The sequence below is a fragment of the Abyssibacter profundi genome (genome assembly GCF_003151135.1).
Classification (GTDB): Bacteria; Pseudomonadota; Gammaproteobacteria; order Nevskiales; family OUC007; genus Abyssibacter; species Abyssibacter profundi.
In genome coordinates this window covers 1-16610 of record NZ_QEQK01000018.1, presented here as the reverse complement: position 1 = coordinate 16610, position 16610 = coordinate 1, and the positions used below count along the sequence as shown (strand labels likewise).

The 16610-nt window shown below is 64.0% G+C and carries 11 protein-coding genes; 6 read left to right on the top strand and 5 right to left on the bottom strand.

Annotated features, from left to right (window positions below):
- Position 1 precedes the first annotated feature (1 nt).
- The 3 genes from roxC (at position 2) to DEH80_RS15560 (ending at position 5298) form a co-directional block, all read left to right on the top strand.
- Positions 2–2455 (top strand): putative rubber dioxygenase RoxC, encoded by a 2454-nt coding sequence (gene roxC, locus DEH80_RS15570; protein ID WP_133249282.1) that lies wholly within the window; start codon positions 2–4, stop codon positions 2453–2455.
- 117 nt (positions 2456–2572) lie between these two features.
- A complete protein-coding gene (locus DEH80_RS15565; protein ID WP_109721444.1) occupies positions 2573–4654 on the top strand; it encodes an alkaline phosphatase D family protein in 2082 nt (693 codons plus the stop codon).
- 95 nt (positions 4655–4749) lie between these two features.
- Complete coding sequence (locus tag DEH80_RS15560) at positions 4750–5298, top strand: DUF2058 domain-containing protein (RefSeq protein WP_109721443.1); 549 nt, start codon at positions 4750–4752, stop codon at positions 5296–5298.
- Between the two features lie 45 nt (positions 5299–5343).
- Here the strand turns inward: DEH80_RS15560 and DEH80_RS15555 are convergent, their stop codons facing one another.
- Entirely contained in the window at positions 5344–5844 is a 501-nt protein-coding gene (locus DEH80_RS15555) for a GbsR/MarR family transcriptional regulator (protein ID WP_109721442.1), read from the bottom strand.
- Between the two features lie 240 nt (positions 5845–6084).
- On the opposite strand from DEH80_RS15555, the gene DEH80_RS15550 reads away from it, so the two are divergent.
- Complete coding sequence (locus tag DEH80_RS15550; RefSeq protein WP_165831512.1) at positions 6085–8256, top strand: DUF1302 domain-containing protein; 2172 nt, start codon at positions 6085–6087, stop codon at positions 8254–8256.
- On the opposite strand, the gene DEH80_RS15545 is transcribed toward DEH80_RS15550, so the two are convergent.
- Complete coding sequence (locus DEH80_RS15545) at positions 8228–8962, bottom strand: flagellar brake protein (RefSeq protein WP_109721440.1); 735 nt, start codon at positions 8960–8962, stop codon at positions 8228–8230. The two genes, DEH80_RS15550 and DEH80_RS15545, sit on opposite strands and share 29 nt — an antisense overlap.
- 888 nt (positions 8963–9850) lie before the next feature.
- On the opposite strand from DEH80_RS15545, the gene DEH80_RS17400 reads away from it, so the two are divergent.
- Together DEH80_RS17400 and DEH80_RS15540 are read left to right on the top strand one after the other, a co-directional pair.
- Positions 9851–10012 carry a hypothetical protein gene (locus DEH80_RS17400; RefSeq protein ID WP_165831511.1) on the top strand — a complete coding sequence of 54 codons (162 nt, stop codon included), beginning with the start codon at positions 9851–9853 and terminating at the stop codon, positions 10010–10012.
- A 209-nt stretch (positions 10013–10221) separates the two neighbouring features.
- Positions 10222–11421 carry a S8 family peptidase gene (locus tag DEH80_RS15540; RefSeq protein WP_109721439.1) on the top strand — a complete coding sequence of 400 codons (1200 nt, stop codon included), beginning with the start codon at positions 10222–10224 and terminating at the stop codon, positions 11419–11421.
- Positions 11422–12065: 644 nt separating this feature from the next.
- Here DEH80_RS15540 and DEH80_RS15535 read toward each other — a convergent pair.
- The 3 genes from DEH80_RS15535 to DEH80_RS15525 all read right to left on the bottom strand — a co-directional run bounded on the left by DEH80_RS15535 (position 12066) and on the right by DEH80_RS15525 (position 16164).
- Positions 12066–12743, bottom strand: coding sequence for a 3'-5' exonuclease (locus tag DEH80_RS15535; RefSeq protein ID WP_109721438.1), 678 nt, complete (start codon positions 12741–12743; stop codon positions 12066–12068).
- Positions 12740–14668 carry a putative nucleotidyltransferase substrate binding domain-containing protein gene (locus tag DEH80_RS15530; RefSeq protein WP_109721437.1) on the bottom strand — a complete coding sequence of 643 codons (1929 nt, stop codon included), beginning with the start codon at positions 14666–14668 and terminating at the stop codon, positions 12740–12742. The genes DEH80_RS15535 and DEH80_RS15530 overlap by 4 nt, the downstream gene beginning before the upstream one ends.
- A gap of 185 nt (positions 14669–14853) precedes the next feature.
- Entirely contained in the window at positions 14854–16164 is a 1311-nt protein-coding gene (locus DEH80_RS15525; protein ID WP_109721436.1) for an acetyl-CoA C-acetyltransferase, read from the bottom strand.
- Positions 16165–16610: the final 446 nt, after the last annotated feature.

The window sequence follows — 16610 nt, the reverse complement described above, 5'->3', positions numbered from 1 at the left end:
GATGACGATCCGATGCGAACGTCTGGCTGCGTGGTGTACGACCGTGGCCCTGGCTTGCGGGCTGGCCGCCTGTGCCGGCGACTACTCGGGCGAGACCGAGCCCATGCCACCGGCTGCCGGGGGTGGGGAGTCCGGCGGTGACCATTTCGCCGCGCAGGTCCAGCCCAGACTCGACTATTGCCGAACCTGCCATGTCCCGGGCGGTGTGGCAGATACCGATGAAGGCCGACGACTGCTATTGGCGCCCGGCGGTGCCGGAGACCGGGATCGCATCCATGCGGCCTGGGTGGCCATGGGCGAAGGGGTGGAGGGGCATCCGCTGCTCACCGAGCCTGGCGACCCGGCCGAGCCCCACAGCGGCGGCAAACCCTGGCCGGCCGGCAGTGCCGGCCATGTGGCCATGCGAACCCTGCTGGATTGCTTTGAGGCGGGCACCGATTGCATCAGCACGGGCGAGCCAACGCCGCATGAATCCCTGCCGCTGCTGGGGAGCAAGCGGGCGGCCCACGTGTGGGAAGAGTTCTGTGCGGATCAGCCGGACGACGCCGTCCTTCCACCGGATCCACGATCGCAAATTGTGGCCGGCGCCAATGCTGGCCGTGCCGTGTTCTTCAATGCTTACTGGGAGGACTGCCACGTCAATGCGCCGGCCTCTGAGCAAGCCCCAACCACCTGCGGCCAGTACCGCAGCCGGCGCGACCGCGGGTATCACTTCCTGACGGAAGAACTCCCCATGCCGGCGATGTCCGCCGCCGAGTTCAACAACAGCTGGCAGGCCTGGGGGCTGGATGCTCGCCCCGATGATTTCGATGCGCTTTACGCACTGCGCTACGGTCTCAACCCGGCCCCATTCGATAACCCTTACCCACTGCCAGGCGAGGACCCCAACGCGACGGGCGGCGGCTCGGGTCAACTGCCATTGGGCTTGCGGCAATTGAAAGATGACACCGGCAATTGGACTGGCGAGATCGGTACGGCGGCCTGTTTCCTCTGCCACGGGGGTGAGTTGGGCTCGCCCGATGCCGAGGGCGCCTCACTGGGCCTCGCCAGTCTGGGGCTGGGCAACAACAACTACGACCCCATCATGATTGGCCGTGACGGCATGCCTTGGGCGCAGGCCGAGTATGTGGCGGATGTGCTACCGCCGCTGGATGTGAACACGTTGTTCAATATCGGCATCAAGCAACGGGGGCAGAACAATGCCGTCGGGGCGTTCGAGTTTCTGAATACGGTGCTGGACCTCGACAGCCTGGGCCTGAACCCCGACCCCCTCAAATTCGTGACGCCATACGGCGTGCAGGGCGTCGTCGATACCTCGCATCCACTGGCACATACGCAGGACACCCCCCCGTGGTGGAACATGAGCGTGCGGCCTCGCAAGTTCTTTGACGCCGGCGTGTCCAACGACTCCACGCGCATCATTATGGCGGCGGGGCCGGGCGAGTTCGGCGAACTGTTCTCCCAATCCGGGGAGCCCTACCGGACTCGCATCGAAGCCTGGGATCAGGACCTCGAGGCATTCTTTCTGTCGCGTCAGTCGCCGCCCTGGCCGGGTGAGATCAATGTCGCCCTGGCCGAGCAGGGCGCCGTGCTGTTCCACGCCAAGGACCTGTGGGCCGAGCCGGGCAATGCCGAAGCGCCGGCACCCCTGGGGGGTAATGGCTCCTGTGCATCTTGTCATGGGGCGTATTCGCCACGTTTTGTGCACGACCCCGCCTATCTCGAAACGCCGGACTGGGAAGGCATGGCCGCGCATATTTCCCCCCTGGACGTCATCGGTACCGACCCGGCGCGTTCTGACATGCTGACCGACAGCTTGCGTGTTGGTTGGGACACGACATTCTGGGGTTACCCGGAGGGTGTGCCCGGCTACGTGGCACCCGAAGACAAGGATCCGCTCACCGAGGCCGGCGATGATTTATTGCCTGATCGCCCCGTCGGCGTCTGTGGTTGGGAGAAGGGCGTCATCGGCTATCAGGCACCGCCCCTGTACGGCGTCTGGGCCACGGCTCCTTACTTCCACAATGGGTCGGTTCCGACCCTGGAGCAGGTGCTCGATTCAACGCAGCGACCGGCGATCTGGCAGCGTCAGCTTCAGCAGCGCGGACCCGTCATCGGCTTCGATCAGTCGCCGGAGCGTGCCTACGACTTCGATGCCGTGGGTTGGAAACACGCAGTACTCGGTTGTTCGGACATGCCGGGGTCGCTGCTGCACAACTGTGGACCGGTCGGCGATGAAGGGCCGTCGATGACCCAGCTGCTCCAGAATCTGCTCAACAGCACGGTCAGCTGGGCGGGATTGTTGAATATTCCCGACCCCACGCCCGGCGCCATCGACAAGCGTCTGGTCTACGACACGCGCATTCTCGGCAACGGACAACAGGGGCACCACTTTACGGACGTGCTCACCCCCGCCGAGCGCGCCGCGATTATCGAGTACCTCAAGACGCTTTAGTGGCCAGGCTGCCGGCCACCTGCCTGAGCCCGCGGGTGGCCGGTCGCGGGCGCCACTCCACGAAGCTGACATATAAAGCTGCCATGCTTGGCGGCCCAATTCTGTCCGGACCCCAGCATGGCCCCGCCTCTGAATCGTCGTGAGTTTCTACAAACCGTCGCCGTCTCCTCCGCAGCAGTGGGTGCGGGCGCGGTGTCTGGTGCGGCCAGCGCGCAATCCGAGCCCCAGTTCTCCCGCCAGCTGCCCGGCGGCGATTGGCACTACCCGGCCCAGGCTGACCTCATCCCGTTTGGGCATGCCGTGGCCTCGGGCGACCCGCTGGCGGACCGGGTGATTCTGTGGACGCGGATCACCATTCCTGATGCGCGAGGCTGGGATGTCACCGAGGTGCCGGATCCACAGGGTTTTTCCAGTGTGGCCGTGGGCTGGATCATCGCGACAGACCCGGAGCTGACACAGATCGTGAACAGCGGGCAGGTGATGACCGATGCGTCGCGGGACTTCACGGTCAAGGTGGATGCCGATGGTCTGCAGCCGGCCACGACGTATTGGTACGCGTTCACCGCCCTGGGCTATCGGTCTCCCATCGGCCGCACGCGAACCGCACCGGCGGTCGGGCAGGGCATCACCGAACTGACCATCGGCCATGTGGCCTGCACCTCCTGGTGGCAGGACTACTTCAATGGCTATGCCCGGATGGGTGAGCGCGGCGATATCGACCTGATCACGCATGCCGGTGACCACGTCTATGAAGTCTCGGGCAATCACATGTCCAGCCGGCAGTACCCGGATGCCGAGGGCAATCCGCAGCTGCGCGGCTATGAGGACATCGACAACCGCGCCTGGCAATCCGTCGGAGAATGCCGTCGCCGCTACGCGCTGTACTACCAGGATCCCAACCTGATGGCGGCGCACCTGGGTGCCCCGTTCGCCATCATGGCCGACCAGCATGATTACGATGACGCCAGCGATGGCGACACCGTCCTGATCTCCCGCCAGCAAGCCGGCGAGGTGTATCACGAGTGGTGCCCGTTACGTTCACCGATTCCGGATGGCTCCGGGCAGTTTCCGGCGCCAACGGGTCCGAATACCAATGTGCCTATCCCGCGCGGGGACGATGCGTTCTACAGCTACCGCTCGTTGCCGTATGGGGATGTTGCCGAGATCGTGCTCATCGACATCCGTCGCCACCGTGACGACGAGGCGACCGAGATGAAGATTCTCGGCGACCGCCAATGGCAGTGGCTGCAGACAACGCTGCTCGGGGCGCAGGCGCGTGGAGTGCGACACAACATCATCGTCAACCAGATCAATCTGTCGCAGGTCGGCACCATTAACACGCCGCTTTACGACCAGTACGGCGAGGCCCTGCAGGCGGGGCTGGGCATCGATCCTCGCGGACCGGAGATCTATACCACCGGCTGGGGCGGATACCCGGCTGACCGGCGTCGACTGTACCGCTGGCTGCGGGAGCAGGGCATTGTCGACAACATCGTGCTGTCCGGGGACTCCCACGGCTGGTTTGGCAGCGACCTCACCGAAGACCCACAGCTGCCGAACTACGTTCCGCTCACGGGCGCCAGCCTGCTGCCGCCCGTGGGGGTGGAGATGGTCGGCACGTCGATGGGGCGGCCCGGGGCACAGGATGTGGTCGCCGACGAGTTGTACTGGGCGGCCAACGGTGGGCGACAGGCAGCGCCATTTGATGATGCCGCCAACTATGATCAGAACTACCGGCCGGCCGGGTTGGCAGCGGCCATCGCCATCGAAACAGCGGCCAAGGCCGCCAACCCGAACCTGATCTACTTCAACTGGAAGGCCGAATACGGACACGCCATGGTTCACCTGCGCGAGTCCGAGGCCATCATCGAAAACTGGGTTTCGCCACAACGCGAGTTGAGCGACACGGCGGAGCTGGTCGCTCAGCACCGGACGCCCCGTGGTAACCCGCATTTGCAACCGGTGTTGCTGCCGGCGGCCATGGTGGGGAGCCGTGTCGACCCACCGGCGCCTGCGCCGGCCATTGAGCCGGTTGCCGCGGAGCCGGTCCCAGAGGCACCCGATGAGCCCGTCGACATGCCAGCCGGCGGTCATTCAGGCCCCTGGGGCCTGGGCACCGCAGTGGTGCTGACGCTGGCCCACATTCTTCGCCGCCGACTGGCGGCGGGGCGCGACGGCGGTCAAGAACGCGACATCTGACCCGGCGTGCTTGGGTCGTCGTGCCGGAGGCGATTAAACTATGCGGCCATCCAGCACCGGGTGCTTGCAGCCCGGGTCACCGTGACCGGAATCCCATGAGCGACTCACTTCGCGATCAGCTACTCAAGGCGGGTTTGGCCACGCCTGAGCAGGCCCGGCGAACCTCCAAGAAATCGGGCAAAAAGTCCGGCAACAAGGCGAGCAAAAAAGCGCGGGCGCAGAAAACACTGACGCCCGAGCAGCAGGCGGCCAAGGAGGCAGCCCGCAAAAAGGCCGCGCGTGATAAGGCCCTGGAAGCCAAGCGCAAGCAGCGGGAAGAGCTGCTGGACATGGACAATACGGTGCGCCAGCTGGTTGAACGTCATGGCCTGAAGCGGCCAGATGAGGGCGAAACCTACAATTTCATGCTCGACGGCCGCATTCATTCATTGCAGGTGACCGGTGAACAGCGCCGGGATCTGGCGGCCGGTCGCCTGTCCATTGTCAGTCGGGCCGGCATCCATCACGTCGTGCCGCACCCGATTGGTGACCGCATTGCGGAAAAGGTGCCGGAATGGGTTTGGAGAGCTGAGCCCGAGAGCGATGAACCGGATCCGGATGACCCGTACGCCGATTACAAGGTGCCAGACGATTTGATCTGGTAAGCCGCGGCCGCCCCGAATGATCTCGGGCGGCCGGGCTTTGTCCATTCAGTCGTCGCGGGAATCTTCGTTGGCGGCCGGCATGCTTTCGGCCATGCGCTCGAATTCGTCAATCAGCTCTTCGTTCGAGCTGATGGCTTGATCGTAGAAGCGACGCATCGCCTCGACCCGCGGCACGGCATCCGGACTGGTCTGTTCCAGATGCGGGACGAGCTGGGTGAGATGGTCCAGCCGCGTCTGCAGGCGTTCGACATGGGTTTCCAGCAGGCGCGAGTAGGGGTTTTCCGCGTAGCGGTAAAAGTCCTGCCGTTCGCCGGGCATGGCCACGCGCTCCAATACGCCCAGCTGCTCCAACAGGCGCGCGTTGGTGCTGATGCTGGCACGGCTGACATTCAGCGTCTCCGCCAGTTCCGACAGCGATGCCGGGCCACCATGGACAACAAACCACCCCATCAAGCGGCCGGCGATCCGAGGTAATCCTTCCTGCTTGGCGGTGATTCCAAACTGTTCGACAAAACGGTCTAATGGATCTTGGATTGAATTGCCCATTGGCCAACCTCTTGTTGTTGTGCACCCAGGGCACCCGGCTCACATGACAGTGAAACGGGCAAACCCTCCTTCCCGTGTTCGTATCGTCCCACGAGTCGCATTGACGCGGCAATGCCGCTTATCGTTGCGTCCGTTGATCACACTAGACGTTTAATGCCTATTAAACGAATGGTGACCAACCGACAACACGCCATCGCGCAAGACGAAGGCGGCACTGGGGTTCAGGAGGAACACATCATCATGACAACGATACAAGAGGGGCGCTGGCTGATCGGATCGCTGGTGCTGCTCGCGGCGACGGCTGCCAATGCGCAGGATTTCGACCTGCTTGGCATCAGCATGGATAGCACGCATCAGTTCACGCTGGGCGCGAACATGCGAATGCAGGATCGCGACCACAGCATCATCGGCAAGACGAATATTCCAGGGCAGCAAGGGCTTTGCGAAGCCGATGACTGCGTGTCGTCCAGCGGTGATCCGGCGCCCAACCAGCGCTTTGTCGATGCACCGGGCTTTTACTCGGTGAATGGCGACGACGGTAACCTGAACTACGACAAGTACGACCTCACGGCTGCGGTGGTGCGCCTGCGCAGCGAGTTCAACCTCTCCTTTACCGACTGGCTTTATGGTTTTGTTCGGACCAGTGCATTTTATGATCCGATCAACGTCGATTTCGACGAGTACCACCCGCACAACGTCGAGGATGGTCAAGCCAACGGCTACGAGGGTTTTCAGCCTAGGCACACGCCTCGCAGCGCGGCAGCGCAGGAAGACATCGGGACCAATCTCGAACTGCTCGACGCCTATCTGACGGCCTACCTCCCCCTGCCGATTGGCGATCGCGAACTGACCCTGCGGGTCGGACGCCAGGTGCTGAACTGGGGCGAAAGCACCTTCCTGGTGCCGAACAGCCTCAACCACATCAGCCCGCCGAACCTGGCCCGGCTGAACATGCCGGGTTCGGATACGGCTGAGATTTTCGATCCCATTGCGCTGGTTGTGGCGTCGACCAACCTGACCGACAACCTGTCCATGGAACTGAACTACCACCTGGACTGGCAGGCCGTGGTGGCCGACCCGGCCGGGTCATTCTTCAGCACTAGTGATATTGCCGGCGGAGGCGACTACGCCATGCTGTCCTTCGGCAAGGCGCCGGAGGACCCTGAGCAGATCTCGACACCGGCCGGTCTGACCGCGCTGCTGTCGGACAGCAGCCGGACCACCCTGCGGGTCGAGGATCGCCGCGCCTCGGATGATGGCCAGTACGGCATCGCGCTGCGCTATTTTGCCGACTGGCTCGGGCCTGGTACCGAACTGGCGTTCTACCATGCGAACTACCACAGCCGGTTTCCCATCGCGAGCTTCACCGCTGCGGATGCCTCTTCCTGCCGCGCGGCAGATGGCATCACCGCACCCGGTTTACCGCTACCCGGAATCGGAACCGTGGGGCCGGAGCAGCTAGCCTGCCTGGGCCTGCTCGGCGCGGACCCAGCGGCCATTGCATCGACCATTGGTGGTGCGCTGGCCGGTCAGGCCGCCTTCCCGGGCAATGCCTTGCCGGTGGATACCGGTGCGCTGTTCCTGGAATATCCGGAAGACATCAAGCTCTGGGGCTTTAGCTTCAATACCCTGATCGGCGATGTCGCGCTGCAAGGCGAGTACGCCTTCCGCGAAAATCTGCCCGTGCAGGTGCATCAGGTCGATTTGGTGTACGCACATCTGCAACCGGCGTTTCCCGAAAACGACGTGGATTTGTTGGGGCTGGCCACGGTGCCGGGTGCCCGCAACGCCGTACCCGACTATGTCGAGACGCGGTACCGAGGCAATACCAATATCCAACCCGGCGACTACATCCGTGGGTATGAGCGGCTCAAGGTCGGGCAGCTGAATCTGGGCGGTACCGTGACCTTCGGTGGTTCAAACTGGTTTGGCGCTGACCAGATTCTGGGCGTTTACGAACTCGGCATGGTTCATGTAGTGGATATGCCGGATGAAAACGAGATCCAGTTCCATGGATCCGGCACGGATACGCACTTCTCCGCGGGCGCGGATGGCACGGGGTCAGGCGGGGTGCCCGACGCGCGTCGTCAAAACCCCACTCAGCAGCGCAACGGCTTCGCGTCGGAGTTTTCCTGGGGCTATCGCCTGGTCAGCCTGTTCACCTACAACAACGCCATTCTGGGCGCCAACGTCTCGCCGTTGTTCGGCCTGTTCCACGACGTGCAGGGCTACTCGCCGGGGCCGGGTGGATTGTTCGTCGAAGGGTCCAAGCGACTGTTCTCAGGCATTCGCTTTGATTACCTGAATCGCTACACCGGAGAGATGCGCTACACCTGGTACACCGGTGGGGGCGAGGACAATCAGCTCCGCGACCGCGATTCGCTCATGCTGACGCTTGGATACGCGTTCTAGCCACCACGTTGGCAGCTGGTCGCGCCGGTGTCGGCGCGACCGGCATCCGCGTTGACGCATGCAGCTGGTCATAAAGAAAGGCACGCAGCAGCGTCGATGCTTCCGCTGACGGCGCATTGAACTCGATGCCGTAGGTCTGGGCTTCGGGGTGGGCGGCGGCGTCGGCATTCTCAAGGTGGTTGCGCACGATGCCGCCGGCCTCCAGCACCTGGGTGCTGTCATCGATCTTGATATCGGCCGTGATGACGACGGCCTCTCCGATATCGATGGCGGCGCGTAGCGCGGTCAGGCGACAGCCGGACAGGCTGACATCTTCAATGTGGGCCGCATGGCTGCGATCTGAGTCTTTCATCCGGATGCGGCCAGCCAGATCCACCGCGACGCGAGGTGCGCTGCGCAGAATGCGCTGCTCCAACTCTTTGGGGTAATCCAGATGCAAATAGGCATCCGGATGTGTGGCGACCTTGCGAACCGCGGTCTTGAATCCCAGCATCCGGCCTTCGCTGAACATCCGGCAGGCCACGGGCTCGCCATCACGCACCAGCAACAGGCGTCCTGCGACGCTGGGATGCGTCACCAACAGACTGCGCCCCGGAATCTGGCCAATCACAGAAACTGTCAGACGCGGCCGCGCGGCATCCTGGTCAGCGACAAACTGCAGTTGCAGGCTGTCACCACACACCACTTGTAGAGTCGGGCTAGGCATAGCGCACCACGTTTCGGGACATCGTGGTCGGGTATCGGCAGAGGGGCAGGGGGCTTGAGGGTGGCGAATGTGAGCGACGCAGACGCGCGCCTGCAGGACGCAGGTGTGCGCTCAAGCGGGTTTGGGTTGCGGGGGGTTCCGTGCCTGTGCTCAGCCGAGACGCGCAGCCGGCGACGGGTCAGCGGGTCGGCTGTTTGAGCCCGCGCAGCGGGCGAGTTTCCGACCCGCCCGTCGCCGGCGAGCATCGCAGGGCAGTCGTCGCGCCGTAGGCGCGCCGACCTGAGCAGTGGCACCCGCCCTTTTCCGCCCCTTTTGGGCGCGCAAAAGGGGCTCGGCCGTCAGGCCGAAACAACATTGCGATTCGCTGTCTGCACGCGGAGACCTGCAACCAGAGCGGTTCAGTCCGCCACGGAACACGCCAACATCGGGTCCTCATCGCAAGCAGATTTCGCCCTGTCGGGCGAGCCGATTTTCTTTGCGCGCCCAAAGAAAACCGGCGAAAAGAAACGGCGCCCGATCACGTGGCCCGCCGCCTGTCGGCGGCGGGTGCCCTGCGCTTCTCGCAGCCGGTGGGCGTTGCAGACGGGCCGTCCTGGCCCGACTGCAACGGCTTCGGCATCCCTGCCTCGCTCGGCGCTGCGCGCCGACTAATCCACCGCCTGCTGCGATGCTCGGCCACGTGACACGGGTTGGGGTCCATCCTGAGGCTTGGTCGCGATAGGCAGGACGTTCCGATACTTAGAGGTCGCGCGACGGATACGACCACCGATCAAGTCCCCCACATCCCCGCCGATCAACACCACATCAAAAACCCAGAAAAAAATCCTCAAGCCTCACCAATCACGGCCGATACACCACTCGAAGCCCCGTATGTCTGGAGTCAGGACCATGGAACACCTCCCGCACAGCCACTCCCAGCTACTGCGTTTGCTTAGCCTGCAGAGCGCGCGCTCGTCGCTACCTGCAAAGACCGAGCAGCCGTCGCTGCAGCTCGATCGCTGGGCCAATCTGCAGATGGTGATTGCCAACGGGTCTGCGAATGACGATTAAGGAAACGCAGCTCTATTCGCGCCGCCAATAGACCAGTGTTTCCTTGAGTTGGGCTAACGCCCGACGGCGATCTGCGGCGCTGTCGCCAAGGGTCGGAATTCTCCTACAGCGAACTCGGCCAGGCGCTATCGCGCCGGCTTGAGTGGCTGGGTCAACCTTCCGGGACGCCACCGAAACGGTGGCATTGAACCTTATCCCCGGAGGTTGACATGAATAAGTTGGTCCGCTGGATTGCACTGGCGGTATGGCCGGTGCTGATGGCGCCCGCTGCCCAGGCATTCGAGCCGATTCGCGGCCAGTACATTGTGGTGCTGGATGAGGCCGCAACAGGTCCCATCGCGCAACTCGCCGATGGGCTGATCGCGACGGTCGGTGGCGGCGAACGACTGCACGTTTACGACAGCGCGCTGAATGGATTCGCCGTGAAGCTGCCGGCCATTGCGGCTCGTGCGCTAGCGCGTCATCCGCTGGTGGCCCGTGTTGAGCAGGACACGGTCATGCAGCTCAATGCCACCCAGTTCAACGTGCCGTCCTACGGTCTGGACCGGGTCGATCAGATCACGGGTCTGGACGGCCATTACGACTACCCCGATGCGGCCGGTGCGGGTGCCCATGTGTACATCATCGACACCGGGATTAATTCCAGCCACGTGGATTTCGCCGGCCGTCTGGGCGAGAGTCGTAACTTCGCGTCCAATGGGGGCGGATTGCTCTGCACGCTGCTGGGCATCGGATGCCCTGCGCCTGAACCCGATAACGTGGAAGACTGCAACGGCCATGGCACCCATGTGGCCGGCACGGCTGCCGGAACGGAGTTCGGGATTGCCAAGTCGTCGATTATCCACACCGTTCGTGTGTTCAGCTGTGCGGGGACGACCGCGACCTCCACCATTATTGCCGGTGTTGATTGGGTAGCGGCCAATGCCATCGCACCTGCGGTCGCGAACCTGTCACTGGGTGGCGGCGCGTCGCAGACCTTGGATGACGCGGTTCAGGGGATGATCGACGCCGGTGTGACGGCCGTAGTCGCCGCGGGCAACGACAACACCGATGCCTGCAGCCAGTCGCCAGCGCGTCTGCCGGCAGCCATTACGGTGGGTTCGACCACCAGCTCGGATGCGCGGTCCTCGTTCTCGAACTTTGGCAGTTGCGTGGATTTGTTCGCGCCGGGCTCGAATATCGTCTCGGCCAGCTCCAGCAGTGACACGGGCTCCGCGACACTCAGCGGAACGTCCATGGCCAGCCCGCATGTTGCGGGCGGCGTTGCGCGGTTCTTGTCCGACTCGCCATCGGCCACGCCGGCCGATGCCGCTGCAGCGCTGGTGGGTGCCGCCAGCTCGGGGCTGATTTCCAACCCGGGCAGCGGTTCGCCGAATTTGCTGATGTACCTCGACCCGGCCGGCTTCTAGCGTCTGACGCGGGTGCTTGGACGAGCGGGGCGGCCGGAAGGGGCCGCCCCGTTTTTTTTTGCGCGCCCATAAGGGGCGGAAAAGGGCGACTCCCCTGCGATGCTCACCGTCGACGGGCGGGCCGGAAACTCGCCCTTCGGGCTCAAACAGCCGGCCCGCTTAATCCGTCGCCGGCTGCGCGTCTCGGCTGAGCACAGACATGGAAAAGCTCGTTATCCGGCGTGATGTGCGTTTGAACCCGTGTCACGTGGCCGAGCATCGCAGCAGGCGGTGGATAAGTCGGCGCGCAGCGCCGAGCGAGGCAAGGATGCCGAAGCCGTTGCAGTCGGGCCACGATGGCCCGTCTGCAACGCCCACCGACTGCGAGAAGCACAGGGCACCCGCCGCCGAATAGGTGGCGGGCCACGTGTTCGGGCGCCTTTTCTTTTCGCCGGTTTTCTTTGGGCGAACAAAGAAAATCGGCTCGCCCGGCAGGGCGAAACCCGACTGCTCGCGATGAGGATCCGACGCTGTTGTATTGACGGCAGGCGTGAACGACTCTGATTGCAGGACATCGCAGGCACACAACGGATCGCCACGATGTTTCGGCCTGAAGGCCGCGCTCCTGGTTGGGGGATCGATCTCAGCGTTCGGGAGCAAACGGCCTAACTACGCCAGCGGCGTAGGACGCGATGTCGTCGCAGCCGGCGACGCAGTTCGTGCAGCGTCAGGGGCTCTTCGGCTTCCGTGAGCGATAACAGCTTGAGTGCCAGCCAGGCCGTGGCAGTGGCATCAGCCAGGGCGTCGTGACGATCGCTCAAGGGAATGTCGAAGTGGTTGAGGGCGTCATCCAGCGAGGGCATGTGCGGTCCCAACTCGGGGGCGAGCATCAAGGCCCATTCCGCGACGTCCAACCACACGGGTCGGATTAGTCGGTGTTCGGCCTTGAGTACGGCCCGACGTAGCACCGCAGCGTCGAAGGGGGCGTGGTAGGCCAGCAGCGGCGCATGCCCGGCAAAATCCAGAAACGCATCCAGTGCCTCGCGAGGGGGCGCCCCACCGCGCAGCAGCCGCGGCGTGAGCCGATGCACCAACATGTTATGCGGGCTGGGCGTGGTGTCTGCATCCATGAGCACGCTGAATGCATCGCCCAGCTGCAACCGCCCAGCCTGTATCGATACGGCGCCAATGGCCAGCAGGTCATCGCGGCGTACATCCAGGCCTGTTGTTTCCACATCCACGATCACCATGCGCTGATCCATAGCGGCATCCAGCACATCGTGTGTGGTCGGATGGAGCAGACGTTCGGCGACATGGCCGACACGGTCGATTAGCCCGGTCATGGATAGTTGAGCTTCAGGCGATCATGCAGACGCTGGGCCTGCCGCAGCGCCTCTTTCAGAATGCGCCGATCCAGCGGGTTGAGGCTGTCCGGATCGATCTCGTTGCTCAGCGCTTCGCCGGCTTCCAACTGCTGTTGATGGGCGCGCATTCGCAGGACCTGGATGAACGAAAAGGCTTCCGACCAGGCTGCCGCATCGCGAGCATCGATTGCACCGGCCTCGGCGAGGGCTTCGAGCCGATCATCGGTATTGGCCATGCCCAGGCCGTGTGCCAGCGCCAGGGTGCGGGTGGCCGCAACAAACGACTGCAAGCCGTTTTTCTTCAGGTCCAGCCGACGGCCCGAACCGACCCGTCGGGTCGCAAATGAGCGGATCAGGCCCAGCGCTGGCCGGAACCCCAGGGCAATCTGGGCCAGCGCGTGCTGGAACTGGGTGTTGGTTTCGACGGCGGCGAGCGCGCGGCTTAGCACCGGATCCAGGGCCGGGCGGTGTCCATGCAAGGGGCGGACGTCAAAGTGGATGGAGCCTTGCAGCAGCGCCTCGGGGGATTGCACATCGATCAGGGTTTCGTAATGCCGGGTCCATTCCTGCCGGCTCAGACAGAGCGCGGGGTTGCTGGCCATGATGTTGCCCGCACACAGCGGAAACCCGATGGCCGCGAGCTGTTCATTGGCGGATTGAGCGAACGAGAGCAGGCGCTGCCGCGTGGCGTCCACGGGTTCGCCAGGCACGGGCTCGAAGAGCAGGCCGTTGTCCTGATCCGTGAGCAGCGCTTGTTCGCCCCGGGCTTCGCTACCGAATGCGAGCCAGGTGTAGCGGGGCAGGGCGTCGGGATGGCCGGCTTCAACAAGCTCGAGCACGCGGCGCACCGCCACATCGTTGAGTTGCGACAGCAGGCGTGTGAGCTGCCGTCCCGACGCTCCATGCGCAAGCATGGCATTGATCACTCGCTGCGTGTGTTGCCGAACCTCCGCAATTGCCGCCACCGAGTCACAGCCGGACAGACTCCTCGCCAGGCTCACCATGTCGACGTGTTGCTGTGCGAACAGGTCCCGCTGCGAGACCACCCCCAGCAAGCGGTTCTGATCGGTGACGAGCAGATGCCCGATCCGGTGTTCGAGCATCATTGCCGCCGCGTCAAAGACCGTATCGCTGGCCTGGGCACCACGCGGGTTGGCGGTCATGGCGGCCCGGACGGGCGCATCGAGATCACAGGCTTCGTCGGCGATGAGTGCTCGTAGATCCCGTAGCGTGAAGATGCCCGATGGCGGCTGCCCGCCGTCGCTGATCACAATGCTGCCGACACCGGCTTCGTGCATTTTCCGTACGGCCGCGCGGACGGTCGTGTCACCTTCGCAGCTCACCGGTGCGCGCAGCGACATGCGACCCAACGGGGTGTCGAGCGTGGCGGCCCGCTGCATCTCGGCGGAAATTTCGGTGCGTAGCTGCTCGCGCGCCCGGTCCACCAGCACGCTGGCGCGACGCTCGCAATACTGGCGAAAGCGTTCGCTGCTCTCCAGCAGCGTATGGAACTCGCTGCGCGGGAGCTGGATGACAAAGCTGTCTTCCGCGGCGATATGTACGGTGCGGGTCGGGCGTTGCTGATACAGGGCGGCCGCGAGGAAGGTTTCACCGGGGCCGGCTTCAAACAGCGGGGCTGCGCCGCGCACGTCATCCTGCCGGGTGCCCCGGATCAGGCCTTGCTGGACGATGCAGAAGAAACCGGGGACGCCGGCGTCCGGCCCGATGATCGCGCGACCTTCCGCGTAGTAGGCCAACTCGGCGTGTTGCAGGGCTTCGCGTAGCAGCCCCGGATCGATTTGATCGTAGGGTGGGTGCTGCGCCAGAAAGCCCAGCGCATTGTCGATCGTCTGCAGCGCGCCGCGTCCGGCGCGTACGCGTGTGCTGGCGTCGGCACCTGGCATCAGGTGCGCCCGCTCGATACGGCGGGCTTCATTGCAGTAAAGCGGCAGTGCACGCGAGATCTGGGTTTGGGCAGGTAGCGTTGCATCTTAGGCAATCACCTGCGTGCGTGCGACTGCCAGGGGGCAGAGACGACAAAGGCCCGGTTGCCCGGGCCTTTGTCTGGTCTTGCCGTGTTGGACGGGGTTTAGCCTTCCAGCACTGCCGTGACCCCCATGCCGCTGGCGGCACAAATCGAGATCAGGCCGCGGCCGCCTTTGTTCTCCTCGATGATCTTGGCGAGCGTCCCGACGATTCGCGCGCCCGTGGCGGCGAAGGGATGGCCCAGTGCCAGGCTGCTGCCCTTGACGTTGAGCTTGCTGCGGTCGATGGAGCCAAACGGCTTGTCCAGGCCAAGGTATTCCTTGGCAAAGCGCTCGTCTTCCCAGGCGGCCAGGGTGCACAGCACCTGGGCGGCAAAGGCTTCGTGGATTTCGTAGAAGTCGAAATCACCCAGGCCCAGGCCCAGGCGGCCGAGCATGCGCGGTACGGCCTGGGCCGGTGCCATCAGCAGGCCTTCGGCACCGCGGACGAAGTTGTCGGCGCTCTTGTCGGCCTTGATGAAATCCACGGCTGCGGTCTCGCCGGTGACCAGATAGGCCAGAATCGGCAGGCCCTTGGCCTTGGCCCATTCCTCGCTGGCCAGCAGAACGCCGGCGGCGCCGTCGGTCAACGGGGTGGAGTTGGCCGCCGTCAGCGTGGCCGCGTCACTCTTGCTGAACACGGGGTTCAGCGAGGCAAGCTTCTCCAGCGTGCTGTTGGCGCGCATGTTGTTGTCACGCTTGACGCCGGCGAACTCGTAGACGAGATCGTCGTAGAAGCCATCCTCGTAGGCCTGAGCCGCCTGCTTATGGCTGGTGAAGGCCAGCAGATCCTGGTCCTCGCGCTTGATGCCCCAGGCCTGGGCCATGTCTTCGCAATGCTGACCCATGGACTTGCCGGTGGCCGCTTCAGCGTTGGACGGGATGTTCGGAACCACATGGCCCGGGCGGATCTTCATCAGCGCCTTGAGGCGATCGCCACCGGTCTTGGCGCGATTGACCTCCATCAGAATCTTGCGGAGGCCCTCGTTGACACCCACAGCGGCGTCAGAGGTCGTGTCCGTGCCTGCGGCGATGCCGCAGTCGATCTGACCCAGCGCGATCTTGGAGCCGACCGTCAGGACGGTTTCCAGGCTGGTGCCGCAGTACTGCTGCACATCGTAGGCCGGGGTTTCATTGGCCAGCTGTGACGCCAGCACGGCTTCGCGGGTCATGCAGGTGGTCGGACGCAGGTGCATCACCGTGCCGGATGCAACTTCGCCCAAGCGCTCGCCAGCCAGGTTGTACTTATTGACCAGCGCATTGAGCGTCGCGGTCAGCATCGAGTGGTTGGATTCTTTCGAATACGCCGTATTGGAGCGGCAGAACGGAATGCGCGCGCTGCCAACAATGGCGACCTTGCGTGGAAGCTCAGACATGGAGATCTCCAGTCACGTGAAAATTGGCGGTCACGGTAATCCTGCGGGTGTCGCACTGCAACATCCGGGGTGGGAGTGGTGGGGTGTCAGTGGGGTCAACTGGCGTGAGCCGGCCAGCGATCGATCCGGCCTTGTGAAACGTCTCCGGCGAGTTTTTCCTCCATAGTGGTGGATGCATTCTTCGCGACCGATGAGTGCCCTGGTCGCTGACTGATCTGTGTTCGCAAGCAGCTGGTTTTCTTCGATTAGCCACGTAACACGGGGTCGAGTTCACCTCACGCCGGATCACGGGGTTGTTCGTGCCTGTGCTCAGCCGAGACGCGCAGCCGGCGACGGATCAGCGGGTCGGCTGTTTGAGCCCGCGCAGCGGGCGAGTTTCCGACCCGCCCGTCGCCGGCGAGCATCGCAGGGCAGTCGTCGCGCCGCAGGCGCGCCGACCTGAGCAG

Excerpts from the sequence above, each read along its gene's own strand:
- DEH80_RS15525 (WP_109721436.1), bottom strand. The coding sequence starts at position 16,164 with ATGTCTGAGCTTCCACGCAAGGTCGCCATTGTTGGCAGCGCGCGCATT.
- DEH80_RS15555 (WP_109721442.1), bottom strand. The coding sequence starts at position 5,844 with ATGGGCAATTCAATCCAAGATCCATTAGACCGTTTTGTCGAACAGTTT.
- DEH80_RS15565 (WP_109721444.1), top strand. The coding sequence starts at position 2,573 with ATGGCCCCGCCTCTGAATCGTCGTGAGTTTCTACAAACCGTCGCCGTC.
- DEH80_RS17400 (WP_165831511.1), top strand. The coding sequence starts at position 9,851 with ATGGAACACCTCCCGCACAGCCACTCCCAGCTACTGCGTTTGCTTAGC.
- DEH80_RS15550 (WP_165831512.1), top strand. The coding sequence starts at position 6,085 with ATGACAACGATACAAGAGGGGCGCTGGCTGATCGGATCGCTGGTGCTG.
- DEH80_RS15560 (WP_109721443.1), top strand. The coding sequence starts at position 4,750 with ATGAGCGACTCACTTCGCGATCAGCTACTCAAGGCGGGTTTGGCCACG.
- DEH80_RS15545 (WP_109721440.1), bottom strand. The coding sequence starts at position 8,962 with ATGCCTAGCCCGACTCTACAAGTGGTGTGTGGTGACAGCCTGCAACTG.
- DEH80_RS15535 (WP_109721438.1), bottom strand. The coding sequence starts at position 12,743 with ATGACCGGGCTAATCGACCGTGTCGGCCATGTCGCCGAACGTCTGCTC.
- DEH80_RS15540 (WP_109721439.1), top strand. The coding sequence starts at position 10,222 with ATGAATAAGTTGGTCCGCTGGATTGCACTGGCGGTATGGCCGGTGCTG.
- DEH80_RS15530 (WP_109721437.1), bottom strand. The coding sequence starts at position 14,668 with ATGCCAGGTGCCGACGCCAGCACACGCGTACGCGCCGGACGCGGCGCG.
- roxC (WP_133249282.1), top strand. The coding sequence starts at position 2 with ATGACGATCCGATGCGAACGTCTGGCTGCGTGGTGTACGACCGTGGCC.